Raw genomic sequence first — 18,140 nt, 5'->3', positions numbered from 1 at the left:
CGACGTCAAGCCGGCGCCGCTAGGGCGCCGGCTTGCAGAAAGCATGGCGCAAGGATCAGGCCATGCGGCAACCGGTGGCCGGGTCGGCGATGGCCTTGCCGGCGATGCCGATCACCTTGTTCTCGCGGTTTTCCACGCGGCGCAGGTAGATGTCCTGGATCGGGTTGTGCGACGGGCTCATCTTCCACTTGCCGCGCGGGCTGTCGATCTCCGCACTGCGCAGGGCGGCGTACAGTGCCTGCTTGTTGTTGATGTCGCCCTTGACCGCGTTGGCGCCCTTGACCAGCAGCAGGCCGGCGTCGTAGCCCTGCACGGCGTACACGTCGGGCTGCAGCTTGAAGGCCTTGGCGTATTCCAGGCGGAACTGTTTGTTGCGCGGCGTGTCCAGGGAGTCGCTGTAGTGGAGCGTGGTGAGTACGCCATTGGCCGCGTCACCGGCGGCGTCGAGCACGCCTTCGGTGAGGAAGCCCGAACCATAGAGCGGGATGCTCTTGCTCAAGCCCGCGGCGTGGTAGTCGCGCAGGAATTTGGCGGCGCCGCCGCCGGCGAAGAAGCAGGCCACGGCGTCGGGCTTGATGGACGCGATCTCGGTGAGCAGGGCCTGGAATTCCACGTTGGGGAAGGGAAGGGCCAGCTTCTTGACGATCTCGCCGCCAGCGGCCTTGTAGCTCTGCTCGAAGCCTTCGAAGGCCTCGTCGCCCGCGGCATAGCTCCAGGTGATCCACACCGCCTTCTTGTGGCCCTTCTCCACCATGGCTTTGCCCAGGGCCAGGGTGGGTTGGGCGTTCGTGAAGGAGGTGCGGAACACGTTGGGCGCACATTGCGCGCGCGTGGCGATGTGCACGCCGGCGTTGGGGATCAGGTTGAGCACGCCCGATTCGCGCGCCACTTTGTGAATGCCCATCTGCACACCCGAGTGCACGGTGCCGACCAGCACGTCGACCTTGTCGCGCTGCACCAGGCGGGTGGCGTTCTCGACGCCCTTGGCGGGGTTGGACTCGTCGTCCACCTTGAAGAACTCGATCTCGCGACCACCGAGCTTGTCGCCGTTTTGCGCCAAGGCCAGTCGGAAGCCGTTTTCGATGGCGATGCCGGGTTGGGCAAAGGTGCCCGTGAACGGCAGCATCAGGCCCACCCTCAGCTTGCTGCCTTGTGCTTGCGCCCAAGAGGGCAGCACCAGACCCGTGGAAGCGGCGCCGATCAGGGCAGCACCTCGCGTCAGAACCAGCCGGCGTGTGTTCATCGGTTTGTCTCCTGTATCCGTGGTTTCTGGGGCCTCAGGCCGCGGCCTTTTCAGCGGCCAGCATCTGATCGATGATGCGGCGGGCTTGCACGCCGCCGCCATCGATGTTCAGACTCAAGAGCTTGCGTCCTTCGTTGCGCTCCAGGTTCTGCTGTTGCATCTCCAGCATCTGGAGGTCTTCGGAGAACACCTTGCTCAGGCTGGAGCGGATTTGCTCGCTCAGGGCCTGATCCTGCGCGTTGAAGTTCCTTGCCATGCCCCAGAAGTACCAGGTCGAGGACTCGGTTTCCGGCGTAATGAAGTCGATGACCGTGCTGGACGCCTTGATCTTGGGGTCCGCGTGGAAGCCACCGTGGCCCGCGTGCGCCACGCCCACATCGATCAGCACGTGGCTGGGCGGATAGAAGCGGCAGATCTGCCAACGGTCCACGGGCACGTCGTCAGCCAGGTGGTTGCCCCGCAGGCCGGCCTGCCAGAACGGCGGGGGCATGATGCCTTCCATGTAGCGTTCGGTGATGGCGCAGTTGCCGTCCAGCCGCGTCTTGGGCGGTGTCTCGTCAATTTCCTTCTGGCCGATGCTGGTCGGGTGCAGATAGGTCTCGTGCGTCAGGTCCATGAGGTTGTCGATCATGAGCCGGTAGTCGCATTTGACGTGGTACAGACCGCCGCAGTAGGACCAGGCCGGGTCATCGGCCCAGGCCAGGTGGTGGATCTTGGCCGGGTCGGCCTCCTTGGCATCGCCGGGCCAGACCCAGATGAAGCCGTAGCGCTCCACCACGGGGTAGGTCCGCACGGCAGGAAAGCCGCCGACCCGCTGGCAGGGCATCGCGACGGTCTTGCCGTCGCAGCCCATCTCTAGGCCGTGGTAGCCACAAACCAGTTTGCCGTTGTCGACCTTGCCCAGTGAGAGCGGCGCGCCGCGGTGCGGGCAGAAATCCTCAACGGCTGCCACCGTGTTGTCGGGTCCCCGGAAGAACACGATGGACTCGCCGCAGATTTTGCGGCCGAGAGGCTTGCCATCGATCTCGTTGGGCGTCGCGCCCACATACCAAGTGTTTTTCGGAAACATAAGTCGGTCTCTCCTATTGGTTTTCCAAGGTGGGGCGGTTTCGTGGGTTCAACCCTTGAGGGACTCAAGCACGCCCACGCTTTGGTAGATGTGCTTGATTTCTGTGAAGTCGATCAGCGCGTCGGCGCCGTGAAGTCGTCCCAGGCCGCTGCGGCGGTAGCCCCCGGTTTCGGCTTCGGCGAACAGCTTGTTGTGGTCGTTGATCCAGACCGTGCCGTTGCGCAGCGCGCGCGCGATCCGCCAGGCACGCGCGCCTTGTTCGGTCCAGACACTGGCAGACAGGCCGAAATCGCTGTGGTTGGCCCGGGCCACCGCTTCGGGCTCGGTCTCGAACTTTTCCAGCACGACCAGAGGGCCGAAGACCTCGTCCTGCACAAACGAAGCGCTGGTGTCGCGATGCGCCACTAGGGTCGGCGACACAAACCCTCCCTGCAGCAGCGGGCCGCCCAAGCGCTGGCCACGCAGGATCACTTCATCGGCGTCGTCCATGGCCTGCTCGATGCGGCGCTGTACCCGCTCGGCGGTGCCCGGGTCGATCAGAGGCCCCATCTGTGACCCCGGGGCGCTGCCCGGCCCCACCTGGATGCTGGCCAGGGCTGCTGCGAGCGCTTGCTTCATGGCCTCGTAGCGCGAGGCATGTACCAACACCCGGCGAGCGGCCGTGCATTGCTGGCCGGAGATGACCGTCGCCGCCGTGGCCAATTGCGGCGCGATGCGTTCGACATCGGCGTCTTCGAACACCAGGCAGCAGGACTTGCCGCCCAGTTCGAGCGACAGTTTCTTCATCGTGGGTGCGGCGGCGGCCATGATGCGCTGCCCCGTCAGGTTGGAGCCGGTGAAGCTGATCACGTCCACTTCCGGCGAGGTGGTGAGCCACTGCGCCACCTCATGGCCCGTCTCGCTCAACAGGTTCACGACACCGGGTGGCAAGCCGGCCACCTCGCTCAGCTCCCGGATCACCGCCGCCGTGATGAGCGCGGCCTGCGGCGCCGGCTTGACCACGCAGGTACAGCCCGCGGCCAGCGCGGGGGTGATGGAGCGGATCAGCAGGATCACCGGCGCGTTCCACGGGACGATGATGCCGGCGACGCCGGCGGGCTCCTTGAGCATCGTGGAGAACACCCCCGGCTCCACCTCGAGCACATGGCCCGGAAGGTGCCGGGAGAGGCCCGCGTAGTAGCGAATCTCGGAGATGGCGCCCATCACTTCGCCGCGCGACTGGGCCACGACCTTGCCGTTCTCCCGCGTCAGCAGCTGGGCCAGTTCCTCGGCCTTGCGCGTGAGCCGATCTGCCCATTCGTTCATGACGTTCTGTCGCAGCCGCGGCGACTGGGCCCACGAGGGCTTCTCAAAGGCGGCGCGTGCGGCCGCGATGGCCGCCTCGGCGTCCGCTCGCGTCGCCGCGCTGAAGCGGCCGATGTCGCGGCCGTCGGCCGGGTCCAGGCTGGGCGCGCTGGCGCCTTGGCTGGCCGCCGTCCACCGGCCGTTGATCAAGAGTTCCGCGCTGAGGTTCATGGGCGCTCTCAGTGCGTGACCGATCCGCCATCGACGACGATCACCTGCCCGGTGACAAAGTCGCTGTCGGCGCTGGCGAGGTAGATCAAGGTGCCGGTGAGGTCGTCCGGCACCTGCTCGCGCTGGATGGAGCGCGAGGCGACGATGCCGGCGGCGATCGCGCCTTGCCAGTCGGGGTTGGCGCTGACATTGGCGCTCAGGGTAAGCCCCGGGGCGAGCGTGTTGACGCAGACGTTGTCCTTGCCCAACTCACGCGCCAGGCAGCGCGACATGGCGACCACGGCACCTTTGGATGTGACGTAGTGCAGGAAGAGCGGCGTGCCTTTGAAAACGGTGCCCGAGGCGATGTTGATGATCTTCCCGTAGCGTTGCCGCCGCATCACGTGGCTGACCGCCCGGGCGCATTCGAACGAGCCGCGCACGTTGACGGACATCACCTTGTCCCACTCGGCCGACTCGATCTGCTCGAAGGGTTTGAGGACCAGGTTGCCGAAGATTGCGGCGTTGTTGACCAGCACGTCGATGCGGCCGAAGGACTGCTGCGTGGCCTCAACCATCTTCTCGACCGACTCGCGGGACGACACGTCCGTGTGGACAAACATCGCCCGACCGCCCTGAGCCGTGATCTGGCCGACCACCCCGGAGGCGTCCAGGACGTCGGCGCAGACCACCGTGGCCCCCGCCTGCGCCAGGGCGCGCGCATAGGTCTCGCCAATGCCTTGCGCCGCGCCCGTCACGATCGCCACGCGGTTCGCCAGTCGGGGGGGGCTTGTTGTGGGGGCTTGGGTCATCGCGGATCTTTCATTGCTGGGGATCTGAAACTTCTAGTTGTCCATGACATGGACAGATGTGTCATTGTACGGCCATGATTTGGTTCGAGAACTAGGGTAAATACCGATGACCGTGCCGATGCGCATGCCGGCCCGGGCCGCGGATGGGCAGACGCGCAGCCAAGGCGCTCCACGATGAAATGGGGGTGGGGGCGAAGCTCCGTTGTGGGGGTTATGGGTTCTCGCGCCACGGGGTCCAGCCCCGCGCCGGCGCCGGGCCCCGCTAGAGCCACCGGCATCAGAACCGGTAAACGTCCAGCGCGCGCTCGCCCTGGCGTAGGCGCTGCAGCACGCGATGGACCGGGCCGAGACATTGCCAGCGCTGCTCGGCTCGGACATCACATGGGGCAACTCTCGCTACGGGCTGATCTTCGATCTGCTGGGCCTGGGCGAGTGCGCCAACCCGCTCGTGATCCTGGATGAGCTGGACAAGGCGCAGGTCATCAACAAGACCTCGGGCGGGATCTCTTCGCCTACCGGCGCATTGCCAAATGCGTTTGGTACTGTCGAGCGCGAAGGCAGATGATCTGCTCGCAGCGTGCCGGGTCAACTCAGATGGCTGGCGAGCGACGCCTGGGCGGTGATTTCCATTTCTTCCGTGTGCCCTTGAAGGCCACGTGCCGCTTGACGCGCTAGGCTGCTTCCAGCGGGTTGAAATCCCGGCCGTCGCTATTCGCACTCTCGAGAGATCGTTCCCATTCGGAGACTTCGAAATCGACACTTTGATCGAGATCGGGCAAAGGAAGCTGGTGATGGAACTGTTTGACGCCTTGCTTCTCAAGGTACCGCGGAACCTCATGGAGAGTCAGTTTTCCCAGAGACCCATCCGTCCAACTGTATGCCAGATGAACGCTTGCCTCGAGCAAAACGCCCGTTTCAAGGGACTCGCAAAGAATGCTTCCCGCTTCGAATCCACGTGCTTGATGATCGCGAACCAAGGTAACTGTCGACGATCTCTCCAGCCCTACCCATTTCGCTGAATGCGACTGATCGTGAGTCAAATTGACAACGGCTTTGCACGATCCCCGCTTGAGAAGGTCTTCAACCTTGAATTCGATCTTCACCTTTCTACTGTGAGGCATCCAGCGGGGGACTTCATCCAAAGGCATGGCCTCGCCATGTCGACTTGTGTACAGCATAAGGGTGCCTGATTGACGTGCCTTCAAGATATTGAGTCTGCGTCTCTTGAGTCGTGAATCAAGTGCAGGGTCCCTACTGCCCTTGAGCGCATCTTCGAAGTCCTCCCTCAAGGTCAAAGCAGCCTGCTTGATCCGCCGAACATCCTCGGAGAAGGCGTCTTTGTCAGTCCATCCGAACAGGGATGAAGACTGGAGGAATGCCCGGATCCATATCCTTCCCTCAGGGGAGTTTTCATAGTCGAACCGCAACTCGCTGGCCTGCAGGGCCTCAAGCGGGAACTGCGCTCGAAGGTCCTCCAGGAAATCCGATTTTCTGTCTTCCCAATCGGTTTCACTGACGGTGAGACCGTTGCCTGCCATCAATCGTTGAGCGAACAAGTAGTGTTCTGTCATATCAAGCGTCTTCAAGTTCGTCGAGAAGGAGGCGAGCCTTGATGGCAAGAAGCCACGCACGCAGAGTTGCAGTTGCGTCAGCGGATGAAGCGGCGCGATCCTTGGCTGGATGCGGATTGATCCGCAGGTACATCTTCGGTCTATCGCCGCGATGGGCGACTGTCTCGATCCACGGATTGAAGTTCGCTTCTTGACGAAAGACGTCGATCACGCTGCCTATGGTCTTGTCCTTCCTCAACCCTTCAGGAAGCGATCCGTCGGTTGAAGTGGTTGATGGAAAAGGCGCAGAGTGGTCATGCTTTGGCACTTGAGCCACGACGCGGAGATGGCCCCTTGCGAGACCACCGGAGACAAGAAGAGCAATGAGGGGGCGCGGGTTCGCAGGCGGAGATAGAGCAAGGTACACGCCGCGAGCCGCGTTCTCCCAGTACGTGATGATGGCCTGCATGCTTGCACGATTCACTGACCCCTCCAAATGTCGTGAGAGCGGCGACCACAAGTCAGCGGACGCGCCTGCAGCTTTGATGTGCATGGACTCAAGGCATTGCAAGAGATCGATGGGCGTTCGAGCGTGCGCCGTCTTGCGTGGGAACTGGCGGCAGTAGAGTGTGTACGCCCAGGAATGTAGGCGATCGGTCAGTACAGACATGCGATCGATTGGCAATCCGATCACCCGAGCAATGGCCTCGAGGTTCTCCCCTCGCTGCATGCGCGCCAGCGCATCGGCCAGCAGGTGGACCGGTGTCTGAGGCTTGGCGCGTTGCGACGCGCTCAATGCAGCCGGCGGCGCCCACTCAAAAGGATCTTGTGCCGTCTCGATCGGCAAGGCGTGCGTTGCTGCCTCCATGTGCATTCGCCATAGGGAGGGCAAGCCGATATCCCGCCGTTTCGCGGCCTGAACGAGTGAGTTCCCTTTAAGTGATCGGCCCTGCATGGTGATCGTGGCGAGCGCATTCGCCATTTCCTGACTGCTGGCGTTGACAACCGACTCAAGCGCGATATCAAGGTTCATGCGAAGCGCCTGTTCGTAGAGGTGCGAGTAGCTTCTTATCGTCGTAAGGGGGGATGCATGGCCGGCCTCGCTTGCGATGATTTCCAACGGGTTTGCGTCAACCCATGCGCTGGACATCAGGGCTTGCGAAACTTGCGTGCTAACGACTGTGTGGCGCAGGTCGTACATGCGAGAACGGCGGTACCCCGTCGCCAGTTTGACTACGCGATTGAGGAAGGCTTGTGTGGCAGCAGAGCGGTATCGACTCTTGTCATTGTTGGACTCGCCGAATAGGTAGGCCTTGCTGTTCTGTGTTTCAAGGCGGCGAAAATCGACCCACTCCCGTATGGTTTTGAGAGATCGTGAGTCACGAACGGTCAGGCGGCGCTGGGACAACTCTGTCTTGAGTCGACCCCGTGCGGCATGTCGCACGACTTCAATGCTGCAGTACGCGCCCCGTGAGTCGGCCAGGAAACTCACGTTGGCCAATACCAAGCGTGAGAGGTCCTGGTTTCGAACTGCGCATTCGCGGGCAATGGCGATCATGACGGCGGCGATGCGCCCGAGTCGCGGGTCGGAAGCCTGCTTGCAACGCTCGACGCAGCAGTCGACTTCGTGATCCCAGATCACGTTTGCCATCACCCGCGCCGGTATTCGCCCATCGGCAGAATCGACCTTCGAGACTGGATTGATACTGGGCTTTTCCGCTAGCGAAGCGTCTGAGCCACCCACGAGATCCGAGCGAACCGAGTCGATCAAGCCAGGTAGTGGTTCGATGTCGAACGCCTCCATCAGGTACTCGTGCATGCTGTGAAGCGCAGCGAGGGCTTGTGGGCGCCTGCCCTTTGTTGTCTCGCGGTAGACGCAGCGATAGACCTCCAGCAACTGATCGGCTTGCCAGTCCTCCGGAGCTTCGTCTCGCCCCGCCATTGCTTTGCCCAGCGCAAGCAATACTGCAGAAACATACTGGCGCAGCGTGCTGACGGCAGGATTGGCTTTGGTCACTGTGCCCAATTCACACATGTGGCAAATCCAGCCAGCCAGTGCCACTGTGACAGGGTTCACCCCCATCCGGGCGAGCGGCATTCGCTGAAGGCCCTCAATCCAGACCCGCTTCGTGAGCCCATCAATGCCCGAAGGGTGGTCCTCTTTGAGAATTTCCAGCATCGACCTTAGTTCGGCAAGGTCGTACCCGATTCCTTGCGTCGCATCGATTTGCTCGAGCAACTGGAAGGTGCGCTCACCAGGCTCATTGGTCGTGGTATCAAGGATCCCATCGTCGACCGCTTCAAACTCCTCGGGACGATGGACCAGCGCGTGCTTCGCCAGTAGGCGCCCCCAGGCACTTCTCTCGAGGGCGGTGAATGAGAGGGTGAGCGTGCAATGAGCAAAGAGTGGTCCCGGCAGGTGCACACTCCACCAGGCAATCTGGTCGGCTGACAACTGCTCCAGGATTGATTGAGATCTGCTGGTTTTGTACAGCCCTACCTTGGACAGCCAAGATGCCAGAGCGAGAAGCAGATCGCCGAGTGGAAGTAGACGTATGACATCGTGACGCTTGGAGTCATCCTGCGGGTCTTGGGATGGGGGTGTCGAGGACGATGTGGTTCGATTCCCGACCACCACCGATAGACGCGGCCATAGTGCCAGCGTCATCGGGTGAAGGAAGCGGCGCTCCAGGCGCTTCACTGGGCCCTCGGGCCACTCCAGCGCGGTGGCATCGCCGCAGCGATAGGGAGTGCATCTGAACTCCTGTAGTAGTGGCAACGTTTCAGGTCGCAGGCCATCAAGGCAGACCAACCGCGCGGCCAGCAGCCCGAGATCGGATCCCGTGGATGTGGCTTCGTTGCGCCGAAAAAGCACTTCATTGATAAGTCCCGAGAAGCGTGCGATGGCTTGCTCGGCATGCGGCAGGAATTCCCAAGTCACAGTGCCAGGCAGCTGCCTGAGGCGAACGGGCGCCCCGGGGGGCCAGTGCGCGCTAAACGCAGACATGCTCATCGGCAGCCCAATTCAAGTGCTTCGACTCTCAAGAAACCCTTGCTCAGACCTACAACCGGGGACCTAAATATCGAGACGGCAACCTTTTGCTGAACGATGCTTATGCGTCGAACGATGGTGCTCATCACGGAGGGATCGAATGGACTTGCTGGCTGCTGACCTTGCGTAAAGTGGCGAAGATGTGCGTCGACGTCACTCGATCGAGCCCCGTGATTCCTGAGTTCGTGCTCCATGATTTTTCTCCCGCAATCCGGGGCGAGCACGTAGCCCGGCCACTGCGGACCCGTAAAGTCACTTGAGCGAAGTACATGCACTTGTTGGTCATCGAGAACCAGTGACAAAAGGCGAACGTTCTGTCCTCCTGCTACTGAGCGGCACCACCTTGTGAAAGGCGTTCCTGTGGGGATCGTTTTTTCGATGCGCTTTGCTATCGCATCACAATGCAACTTGTAGAGGCGAACGCACATCGCCGCGAAGCCGGATAGCGCGACAGGCTGATGTCCGCGGTCGCTCCTCACGGATTTATCGTGTATTGCTACCCAGCTAGAAGTGACATCGCCGATGCTTGCGTCCAGGTCGATCGATCGCTGTTCGCGCAGTGCAAGCAGGACGGCAAGACGCCATCCGGTGAGCTTGGTAAAAGCGTTGTGAAACGCTAGCAAAGCCGTCACTGTGGTGTTTTTGGCCGGACGAGCTCGGGTGACGGCTTCAACCAGCAGTGCGTCATGTAGGCGGACGTTCTCGATTCGAGGTACCACCGCACAACCGATGCCTAGTTCCGTTGCTAGCTGATGAGCTACCGGCTCGTCAAAGCCCAGTTTTTCATGTAGCCACTGCTGCAAAACATGCCACTCCTGTGCCGAAACGGCTGCGTAGTGCAGCTTGGACCTCGGGATGATCGCGAAGTCGCCGCTCAGAAACGCAGCATGCAGCTTGTTGATTCCCTGGTTGCGAAGCATCCACCCCAAGGAGTAGCGCAAACGCGCCCACGACGGCTCCAGTTCGTCTCTGCTGGGATAGATGCGTGCGCGGCTCTCGGGAACCCGTGACTCGGGGTAAAGCTCGGCCAGGTTCTGTGCGTTGGAATGAACCTGCAGTCGGGCTTTCAGATGGCTCTGCAAGGTGATGGGTAAATGAACCCTCAAGCGGTGGCCGGCGGGAATCGATCCGACCAACGGCTTGCTCGCCTCGTTGGCGATGACGTTGAGGTCTACTACTGCAACACCTTGATCGACGTCGATGAAGGAGCGACCATCGGCAACTGGCTCTCGACGAAGTGGCAGCGCGCCTGCCACGTCGATCGATAAGCCGGTCCGCATCACCAGAAATCCCAGGGCACCTTCCAAATTGTCGACAGCAAGTTCGGCAACGATCCTCGATAGAGCCTTGTTGAACTGATCGGGACCTAACAGGCGATGGTGTGCTGCCCCGCCCATATGGCGGGAAGTCGCGTTCAAAGCCGCACTCAAGATCTGCCCACGCACGCGCTCGTCGGTGGTCTGCGGAGGTGGCGGCTCAGTGCTCCCGAACACCTTGATGACCTTGGCCCAAATGCGCCGCAGCGCAGCGACGTCTTCATGAAACTCACCGTTCTCTGAATGTCCTGGCCCCGAATTTGTGGAAAGGACTAGCCGTAACTGGCGCCGGTCCAAGTACTCGAGGCGATGAAGACTCGCGGCATATTGGGCAAGGCTTTTTGAAACAGGCTCTCCGGTGGAAATCGCCAGAGCTGACGCGCAGCCGATGTACAAGCGCTTGGCATAGTTTCCGTTGCGAACGAATCCTTCATCGGCGAGGGCACACCAAACGGGGTGCTTGCTTCGCAGTCCCTTAAGGCTGGCCAGCGACGACGTGTATTCCTGTCCCAACTTGTCTTGAATCGAGTCGGCCAATGTTTGAAGTGCCGCAATCAGTTCATCGACGGCGTGAGATCGCACGATTAGGAACTCCTGGATTTCGCGCAGCCCAGAAAGTAGTGCCTCGCAAACTTCAAGCGAACAGGGCTGAGCCTTCGGTGCACGCAAGAGCTTGGTGATCTGGCCAAGGACGTCCTGGCTCTTGCCTTTGGCGTCGCGAATCAATCCGCTGGTGGGGTTGATGAGGACGTGCGACGTGTCGTGCTCGGTGGACGTGTACCGGACCAGGTCTGGCGAATCATTCGTAGGCATCGGTACTAGGTCGGTGTGTGGCGGTCCCCGTTGAAGAACTGCTGCCGTGACCGTACTTGGCAACGCAAGGTCGCTTCGCGTCGGGTCCTGTGAATCGAGTGGTGCGCTGGTTCTCATGTCTTTCTCGCATGAGGGCCACTGCCTGGCGCGACCACGTCAGCTGCCAAGCGCTGACCTATCCACATGTCACACGCGCTGGCGTCTGCACGCGGTTGGTGGCTCCCCGGGGCGCAAGGCGGGATCACGATGTCTGCTGGTGCGGACGTGTGCTTCGCCGGGCGAGCGAGGCACAGGTGGAGGGAGTGGGGCGTGGGCTGCATCGCTGAGGGATTGATGTCACTCCTCAGGCTATCGGCGCCCACGTCGGCAACTTGAGTAAGAAAGAACTGCTATACGCAGAATGCGATGAAAGTATGAGAACCTTGTGAATCAGATATCTGATTCACACGAACCCAAGGGAGTTACATGAAGTCAGCCGGTTTCGGGCTGAATTCAGTCCGCACCTGACTTGAAGCAAGGTTGCCCGCTGAGGCGATCCCGAGGGAACCGCAGCCGGCGTTGGCGTCAGAATCGCGTGATGGATGTCACCAGCATCGACGTGGGCGAGTTGCGCAGCCGCCTTCGGCTGGCCAATGACGTGGTCTTGGCGCATCGCATCGCCAAGGGCCTCAGCCTCGAACGCGAGCGTTTGACCTGGGCTCGCGAAATCATCGAGGAGCGGGTGCTTCTGGCCCTAGAGGCCGTGGACATCGAATGCATGCCGCGTGATTGGTCTTGGCAGCAGGCTGCAGAAACAATCTCCGTGCAGATCGCGCTTGCGATCGTGCAGGAGCAAAAGAATGAGCCACGGGAAGGCGACGTTTAGGTAATGCAGCGCTCGCCTTGCAAGACTGTTCCTGATGGTCTCTCTAGAAAAGAGCGCAGTGCGCTCAGCAGCAAGTCAGCCGACTTCAAGGGGCTCAAGGCATCTGGCACCTCCTGAGAGAACCATGCAGGAGCACCACGGTAGGCCTCAGGCGTCAATAGCACGAAAGCGCGCACCACAGGGCCCGCGTCCATCTGTGCCAACAAGACGGCATGCGTCATCGGCCGCCTTCTCTTGAAGACATGCCAACAGGAGGCCCCGCGCAGCGTTCTCGGCCAGATTGGCTGAAGCCGAACCCGAAGATCTTCCCCAACGATGAGTACACGGCTACGAGGGTGGATCCGGCACGCAATGCCAGCGTCGAGCAGCAACGACTTGATGTCGCACTCCAGCCGATCACCGATCTGCCTACCGGTGACCTTGCTCTGCTCATGCTGCGCTCGAACAAGTTTGGCATCTCGCCCTGCAAGCTCCAGTGCGCGCGAGACCGAGCCGAAAGCATTTGTGTAGGCCTTCTTTGAGTGCAGACCAAGGCCCTCGAGATCCAGAGCATTGAGTGTCGGGTTCTCGGCAAGCCGCTCGCGAAGCACCTGCAGCAGTTGCTCCTTGTCGCGCCGCAGTCGTCGACGTTCCCACAGCCTGCCCTGCGCGCGCTCCCACAGGTCCTGAGGCACAACTCGTTCGATCACGTTCGAAGCCCTGGTCTCCGGTCTGCGCTTGGACCTTGTCCCGGCAACGTATCGCTCTCGACCCCAGACAAAATTGCCCGCGTATGCCTCACATCGCAGCATCGTGTCGACCATGGATGCGGTGAATGGGCGCCCGTCTGGCGTCGTCCTGCCCTCAAAACGCAGTTGCCTCGCGGTTCCCTTGATGGTTCCGCCCTCACCGGTGTAGATGTCGAAGACCCGACGCACGAGATCCACCTCCGGAATCGGACCGGGCACCCAGGCGATACGCTCGCTTTGCATGGACTTGCGCTGGCCCCTGCTCAGAGGGCGCTGCACGCCGTCCTTGTCGATGGCCACCCGGGTCAAGCCCATACACGGCAAATGCCCCATCTGAAACCCCAGCTGAATGGCTCTGTCTTGTCCAGCTCGGCTCTTTACACCCAGCTCCCTTGAGTATTCAGCCGCCATCGCACGCTTGAGTGTCTTGAGCAGCGCGGTCATGGGTTCGTGATCGCTGCCGAACGCTTCTTGCACATAGACGACCCGAGCACCATGCAAGCGGCAGGTGTACTCGTAGTAGGCGGCAGCATCGATGTCCTGAAAACGCCCCCAGCGACTGACGTCGTAGACCAGGACAATGTCAAACGGGCGTGGATCGTCCATCACATCCCTGAGCAGGGATTTCATGCCGTCACGCTTGGAGATGCCAAGCCCGCTCTTGGCAGCGTCTTCGTAGGTTTTCACGACGCTGATCGCGTTCGCTTGTGCGTACGCCTGAATGGCGGCGAGCTGTGTCCCGATCGAGAGCTCTTGCTGATCTGTGGACATGCGGACGTATGCAGCAGCGCGCATGGAAACCTCCACGGGTGCGACTTGCCTCAGGTGGCGGCCGTTGCCACAAAAGCTCCCCAGCGCGACACCCGAAACGGCCTCCCACAGGAGCGCCATTTGTTGCCGTTGAAAGGCATTCTCAAGGCGCGGTTATTCAGGCAACGCAATTCACGCGTCAGCGGATAGCCAAGCTGTGGAGGCCATTGATGAAAGAGCGATGGTGTAGCGCTTGCGGTGAGCTTTTTCAAGTGAGACCGCAGAGTCCGAGTCAGGCGTTTTGCGCCAAGCAGGACTGTCAGAGGGAGAGAAAGCTACTTTGGCAGAGGACGAAGCGCAAGAGTGATCCGGACTACGCAGCCAATCAGGCAAAAGCGAGCGCTGCCTGGGCGAAGCGCAACCCGGACTACTGGCGAAGTTATCGCGCGCGTCGCGTGGAAGGCAATCTCAGTGAAAGCGATATCGCTGGCCTGTTCCGGCAAATGGCAGCGATTGCCCGTGAGGACGCGTCCTCACAACGGTCTGCTGAGGCCACCACATCACGAACTCGACACGCCTCCTTCGCGGTTGAAATTCCTCTCGGTGACTTCGCCGCCATCTCGCTGTTCGTTCGGCTGGAACTGGGCGATGGTCAGACGTCTTCATAGAGCGAGCGCAAATAGACGACTTCATAGGCCGTGTTGTGTGCAACTGCTACCGTCCAAGGCGCTTGCCACCTCTGGAGCAAGGTGGATTTGCGGTGTATGGAGCTCCCATATCGACTTTCGGAAGAGCCGCCATGCAGCACGACGATCCGCCACCTCCGCAGAAATGGACACCGGCAGCCGCCTATGTACGGATGTCCACGGAGCATCAGCAGTACTCCACTCATAACCAGCACGACAAGATCCTGGCGTATGCACATCACCGTGGTCTGCGAGTGGTGCGCACGTTTGCAGATGAGGGAAAGAGCGGACTTCGGATCGATGGACGGGATGCGCTCAAAGCCTTGATCAACACGGTCGAGTCGGGAACGGCCGATTTCAAGGTCATCCTGGTCTATGACGTGAGTCGATGGGGGCGCTTCCAGGATGCGGATGAAAGTGCCTACTACGAGTACATCTGCAAGCGCGCCGGGATTCAGGTCGTCTATTGCGCCGAACAGTTCGAAAACGACGGCTCTCCTGTCTCCACCATCGTCAAAGGCGTGAAGCGGGCGATGGCAGGCGAATACAGCCGAGAACTCTCATCAAAAGTCTTTGCGGGCCAGTGCCGATTGATCGAGCTGGGGTATCGCCAGGGCGGCACAGCAGGCTATGGGTTGCGGCGCGTGCTTCTGGATCAATCCGGCAAGGCAAAAGGTGAGCTCTCCCGGGGTGAGCACAAGAGCCTGCAAACCGATCGGGTCGTTCTCAGGCCGGGGCCGCAGACCGAGGTGGATGTGGTCAAGCGCATCTACACCTGGTTCATCGAGCATGGGCTGACCGAGCGGGAGATCGCAAATCGACTGAATAGCGCGGGTGTCGCTGCGGAAGGCGGGGGATCCTGGAGCAGAGGGCAAGTACATGGTGTCCTGACCAACGAAAAGTACATCGGCAACAACTTGTTCAATCGAACCTCGTTCAAGCTCAAGAAGCTGCATGTGGTCAACGCGCCTGAGATGTGGATCCGCAAGGAGGGAGCGTTTGAATCTCTGGTGGACAAGGAGACGTTCTATACGGCCCAGGGAATCATCCGTGGGCGCTATCGGCGCTATTCCGACGAAGAGCTGCTTGAACGGCTTCGCGCGCTGTTTCAGCAGAAGGGCTATCTCTCGGGATTCGTGATCAACGAGACCGATGGAATGCCTCCCGCGTCTGCGTACTCGTCGCGGTTTGGCAGCCTTGTACGCGCGTACAGCTTGGTCGGATTTCAACCGCTCAGGGACTACCGCTACCTTGAGATCAACAAGGTGCTGAGGCGACTGCATCCGCAAGTTGTGGAGCAAACGACTCAGATGATCGAGAGCTTGCATGGCCGTGTCGTTCGAGATTCGTGCACGGACTTGCTCGCGATCAACGGGGAGTTCACCTTGTCCATGGTGCTCTCGCGCTGCGAGAGCACGCAAAACGGCAAGCACTCATGGATGGTCCGTCTGGATACCGGGCTTGATCCAGATATCACGGTCGCAGTCCGCCTGAACTCGACCAATGAGCAACCGCTGGACTACTACTTGCTGCCACGCCTGGACTTCTCCGGGCACAAGCTTCGGTTCGCGGATCAGAACCGCTTCGAACTGGAGGGCTATCGCTTCGACAACCTCGACTATCTGTGGCAAATGGGGGCACAGATACATCTGCGCAAACTCGCATGAGCCGACCAGTCGCCGGCAAGGAAGTTCGGGTGATACCCATCGCCAGAATTGCCGTGCTCAACCCGCGCGAGCGAAATTCCGAGGTGTTCGCGGAGATCGTTCAAAGCATTCGAGACGTTGGCTTGAAGAAGCCCATCACCGTGACGTCTGCGCTGGACTCCGATGGAGTGGAGTGCTTCAAGTTGGTCTGCGGCGAAGGGCGGCTGAAAGCAGTTGCCCATCTCGGAGAGACACAGATCGCGGCAATCGTGATCGAGGTCAGCGAAGAGGATGCCTTCATCATGAGCCTGGCCGAGAACCTTGCTCGGCGCAGGTATCGCCCCATCGAGTTGCTGACGGGCATTCGGGTCCTGCATTCGAAAGGGTACGCGATAGCGGAGATCTCCAGAAAGACGGGGTTGTCTCGCGAGTACGTGAAGGATCTGGTGCTTCTGATCAGCCAGGGGGAAGACCGAATCCTCGCCGCGGTTGAATGCGGGACGCTGCCGATGCGTGCGGCGATAGATATCGTGGACGCCGGCGATGACGACGCCGCGCTGCAGACGACACTGCACGAGGCATACAACTCCGGTGTTTTGCGCGGCAGGCAGTTGCTTGAGGTGCGCAAGGTGATCAAGCAACGCGCATTGTTTGGAAAGACCTACACGAGGCGAGGCTCAAGTGGTCACCCACCGGTGACGACCCATAGCTTGGTCAGAACGTACCAACAGGAAGTTGATCGACAGCGCATCGTTGTGCGCAAAGGCACGCAAGTCCAGGAGCGCCTGCTTATTGTTACCAGCGCCATGAGAAAACTGCTGGCGGATGAGAATTTCGTGACCCTGTTGCGTGCGGAGGGGCTTGAGACGCTTCCCAAGTACCTGGCTGAGAAGATCCATGCCGCCCACGCGGGAGGTCGAAAATGAAGGCGGTGAGCCTCGGGTTTCTGCCCAAGATCGTGGAGGTCAAGCTGGACAACCTGCTCCCGCTGAAGGTATTCGCCGATACCGTTGTCCAATCGCCAAAGTTTCGCAAAGTGGTTGCCTCGATCCGGGAGGTCGGGCTGATCGAGCCTCTGGTGGTGGCAGCACTTGACCGGCAATCCGGCAAGCACCCGTTGCTCGATGGGCACCTTCGCCTTGCCGCATTGAGGGAGTTGGGGCACGAGACGGTTGCCTGTTTGATTTCGACCGACGACGAGTCCTACACCTACAACAAGCGCGTCAACCGGCTCTCCACGATCCAGGAGCACTGGATGATTCGGCGGGCCGTGGATCGAGGCGTCTCACCTGAAAGGCTGGCGCGCGCTCTGTCCGTGGACTTGAGTGCCATAGCAACCAAGCTGCACCTGCTGGAGGGGGTGTGCGCGGAGGCATTGCACGTGCTGCGCGACCGGGAGTTTTCCCCGGGGGTGACAAAGGCGCTGCGGCAAATGAAGCCAACCCGGCAAATCGAGTGTGCGGAGATGATGGTGGCAGCGAACTGCTCGACCGTGCACTACGCCAAGGCATTGTTGGCAGCAACTCAGGACGAAATGCTTGTTTCCCCCCGACGCTCGCCGCGAATGGCAACCGAGGCTCAACTTGGACAGATTGAGCGGGAGACGGCCAACTTGCGGGCCCGGTATCGAATGATCGAGCAGACCTACGCTGACGATGTCCTGAATCTTGTTGTCGCCAAGGGATATGTCAGCAAGCTGATCGGGAATCCCGCTGTCGAGGGTTATCTCCGGAAATGGCACGCCGAGCTTTTTCCGGAGCTGGTTGCCCTGGTTTCACTCTCGTCCTTGGACGACTGAACTCTTGCCTGGCCTCGCCGAGCCTGGGCCGGCATGGTGTCGAAAGCGCTAAGGAGATTGCCGCGGTGGTGTGCCCAACGGTCATGCCTGGAGAGGCATGTCGACGTGCTTTCCTGGGCTACTTTGTTGAAGAAGGATGACAACTGTCGCGGAGCGGCCTGCGTCGGGCGCACATGTTGTCATCGGAGGGTGACAGGGTTGGCCGAAAAGATGTATGATTTTCAAAGAGAAATTTGTGGTGTCACTCCGCTCAGGGCACCACCTACACGAGACACCAGTTAATCTCGATGGGTATACGCATCAAGATCTACTGGCTCA

Annotated in this window: 14 protein-coding genes; 6 read left to right on the top strand and 8 right to left on the bottom strand. The window is 60.7% G+C overall.

The features are described from left to right. Positions 1 to 55 precede the first annotated feature (55 nt). The 4 genes from G9Q37_RS13940 to G9Q37_RS13925 are packed head-to-tail and all read right to left on the bottom strand — an operon-like array spanning position 56 to position 4,573. Positions 56 to 1,243 carry an ABC transporter substrate-binding protein gene (locus tag G9Q37_RS13940; RefSeq protein ID WP_166227986.1) on the bottom strand — a complete coding sequence of 396 codons (1,188 nt, stop codon included), beginning with the start codon at positions 1,241 to 1,243 and terminating at the stop codon, positions 56 to 58. 34 nt (positions 1,244 to 1,277) lie between these two features. Next, positions 1,278 to 2,312 carry an aromatic ring-hydroxylating dioxygenase subunit alpha gene (locus G9Q37_RS13935; RefSeq protein ID WP_166227985.1) on the bottom strand — a complete coding sequence of 345 codons (1,035 nt, stop codon included), beginning with the start codon at positions 2,310 to 2,312 and terminating at the stop codon, positions 1,278 to 1,280. Between the two features lie 48 nt (positions 2,313 to 2,360). Continuing rightward, complete coding sequence (locus G9Q37_RS13930; RefSeq protein ID WP_166227984.1) at positions 2,361 to 3,827, bottom strand: aldehyde dehydrogenase family protein; 1,467 nt, start codon at positions 3,825 to 3,827, stop codon at positions 2,361 to 2,363. 8 nt (positions 3,828 to 3,835) lie between these two features. Continuing rightward, positions 3,836 to 4,573, bottom strand: a complete 738-nt coding sequence (locus G9Q37_RS13925; protein ID WP_240936393.1) for an SDR family NAD(P)-dependent oxidoreductase — start codon at positions 4,571 to 4,573, stop codon at positions 3,836 to 3,838. Positions 4,574 to 4,952: 379 nt separating this feature from the next. Between G9Q37_RS13925 and G9Q37_RS13920 the strand changes: the two genes are divergently transcribed. Beyond that, positions 4,953 to 5,183, top strand: a complete 231-nt coding sequence (locus G9Q37_RS13920) for a hypothetical protein (RefSeq protein ID WP_166227981.1) — start codon at positions 4,953 to 4,955, stop codon at positions 5,181 to 5,183. 106 nt (positions 5,184 to 5,289) lie between these two features. Here the strand turns inward: G9Q37_RS13920 and G9Q37_RS13915 are convergent, their stop codons facing one another. The 3 genes from G9Q37_RS13915 to G9Q37_RS13905 all read right to left on the bottom strand — a co-directional run bounded on the left by G9Q37_RS13915 (position 5,290) and on the right by G9Q37_RS13905 (position 11,466). After that, complete coding sequence (locus tag G9Q37_RS13915) at positions 5,290 to 6,189, bottom strand: hypothetical protein (protein ID WP_166227979.1); 900 nt, start codon at positions 6,187 to 6,189, stop codon at positions 5,290 to 5,292. A gap of 1 nt (position 6,190) precedes the next feature. Beyond that, the gene (locus tag G9Q37_RS13910; RefSeq protein WP_166227977.1) at positions 6,191 to 9,109 is read right to left on the bottom strand and encodes a site-specific integrase; all 2,919 of its coding nucleotides are present in this window, start codon (positions 9,107 to 9,109) and stop codon (positions 6,191 to 6,193) included. A 68-nt stretch (positions 9,110 to 9,177) separates the two neighbouring features. Further along, the gene (locus tag G9Q37_RS13905) at positions 9,178 to 11,466 is read right to left on the bottom strand and encodes a hypothetical protein (protein WP_166227975.1); all 2,289 of its coding nucleotides are present in this window, start codon (positions 11,464 to 11,466) and stop codon (positions 9,178 to 9,180) included. A gap of 460 nt (positions 11,467 to 11,926) precedes the next feature. On the opposite strand from G9Q37_RS13905, the gene G9Q37_RS13900 reads away from it, so the two are divergent. Continuing rightward, entirely contained in the window at positions 11,927 to 12,214 is a 288-nt protein-coding gene (locus tag G9Q37_RS13900; RefSeq protein WP_166227973.1) for a hypothetical protein, read from the top strand. Here the strand turns inward: G9Q37_RS13900 and G9Q37_RS13895 are convergent. Next, positions 12,211 to 13,737 carry a recombinase family protein gene (locus G9Q37_RS13895; protein ID WP_277345045.1) on the bottom strand — a complete coding sequence of 509 codons (1,527 nt, stop codon included), beginning with the start codon at positions 13,735 to 13,737 and terminating at the stop codon, positions 12,211 to 12,213. The genes G9Q37_RS13900 and G9Q37_RS13895 overlap by 4 nt on opposite strands. Before the next feature lie 185 nt (positions 13,738 to 13,922). Here G9Q37_RS13895 and G9Q37_RS13890 point away from each other — a divergent pair, with 185 nt between their 5' ends. The 4 genes from G9Q37_RS13890 (at position 13,923) to G9Q37_RS13875 (ending at position 17,822) form a co-directional block, all read left to right on the top strand. Beyond that, positions 13,923 to 14,360: a hypothetical protein gene (locus G9Q37_RS13890; protein WP_166227969.1), complete on the top strand. Its 438-nt coding sequence runs from the start codon at positions 13,923 to 13,925 to the stop codon at positions 14,358 to 14,360. Between the two features lie 131 nt (positions 14,361 to 14,491). Next, positions 14,492 to 16,045 carry a recombinase family protein gene (locus G9Q37_RS13885; RefSeq protein ID WP_166227967.1) on the top strand — a complete coding sequence of 518 codons (1,554 nt, stop codon included), beginning with the start codon at positions 14,492 to 14,494 and terminating at the stop codon, positions 16,043 to 16,045. Next, positions 16,042 to 16,950 (top strand): ParB/RepB/Spo0J family partition protein, encoded by a 909-nt coding sequence (locus tag G9Q37_RS13880; RefSeq protein WP_166227965.1) that lies wholly within the window; start codon positions 16,042 to 16,044, stop codon positions 16,948 to 16,950. Before G9Q37_RS13885 ends, G9Q37_RS13880 begins: the two co-directional genes overlap by 4 nt. Then, entirely contained in the window at positions 16,947 to 17,822 is an 876-nt protein-coding gene (locus G9Q37_RS13875) for a plasmid partitioning protein RepB C-terminal domain-containing protein (protein ID WP_166227963.1), read from the top strand. The genes G9Q37_RS13880 and G9Q37_RS13875 overlap by 4 nt, the downstream gene beginning before the upstream one ends. The last annotated feature ends 318 nt before the right edge of the window (positions 17,823 to 18,140 follow it).

It is taken from the genome of Hydrogenophaga crocea (genome assembly GCF_011388215.1).
Classification (GTDB): Bacteria; Pseudomonadota; Gammaproteobacteria; order Burkholderiales; family Burkholderiaceae_C; genus Hydrogenophaga; species Hydrogenophaga crocea.
This window is presented reverse-complemented; position numbering and strand designations above follow the sequence as displayed.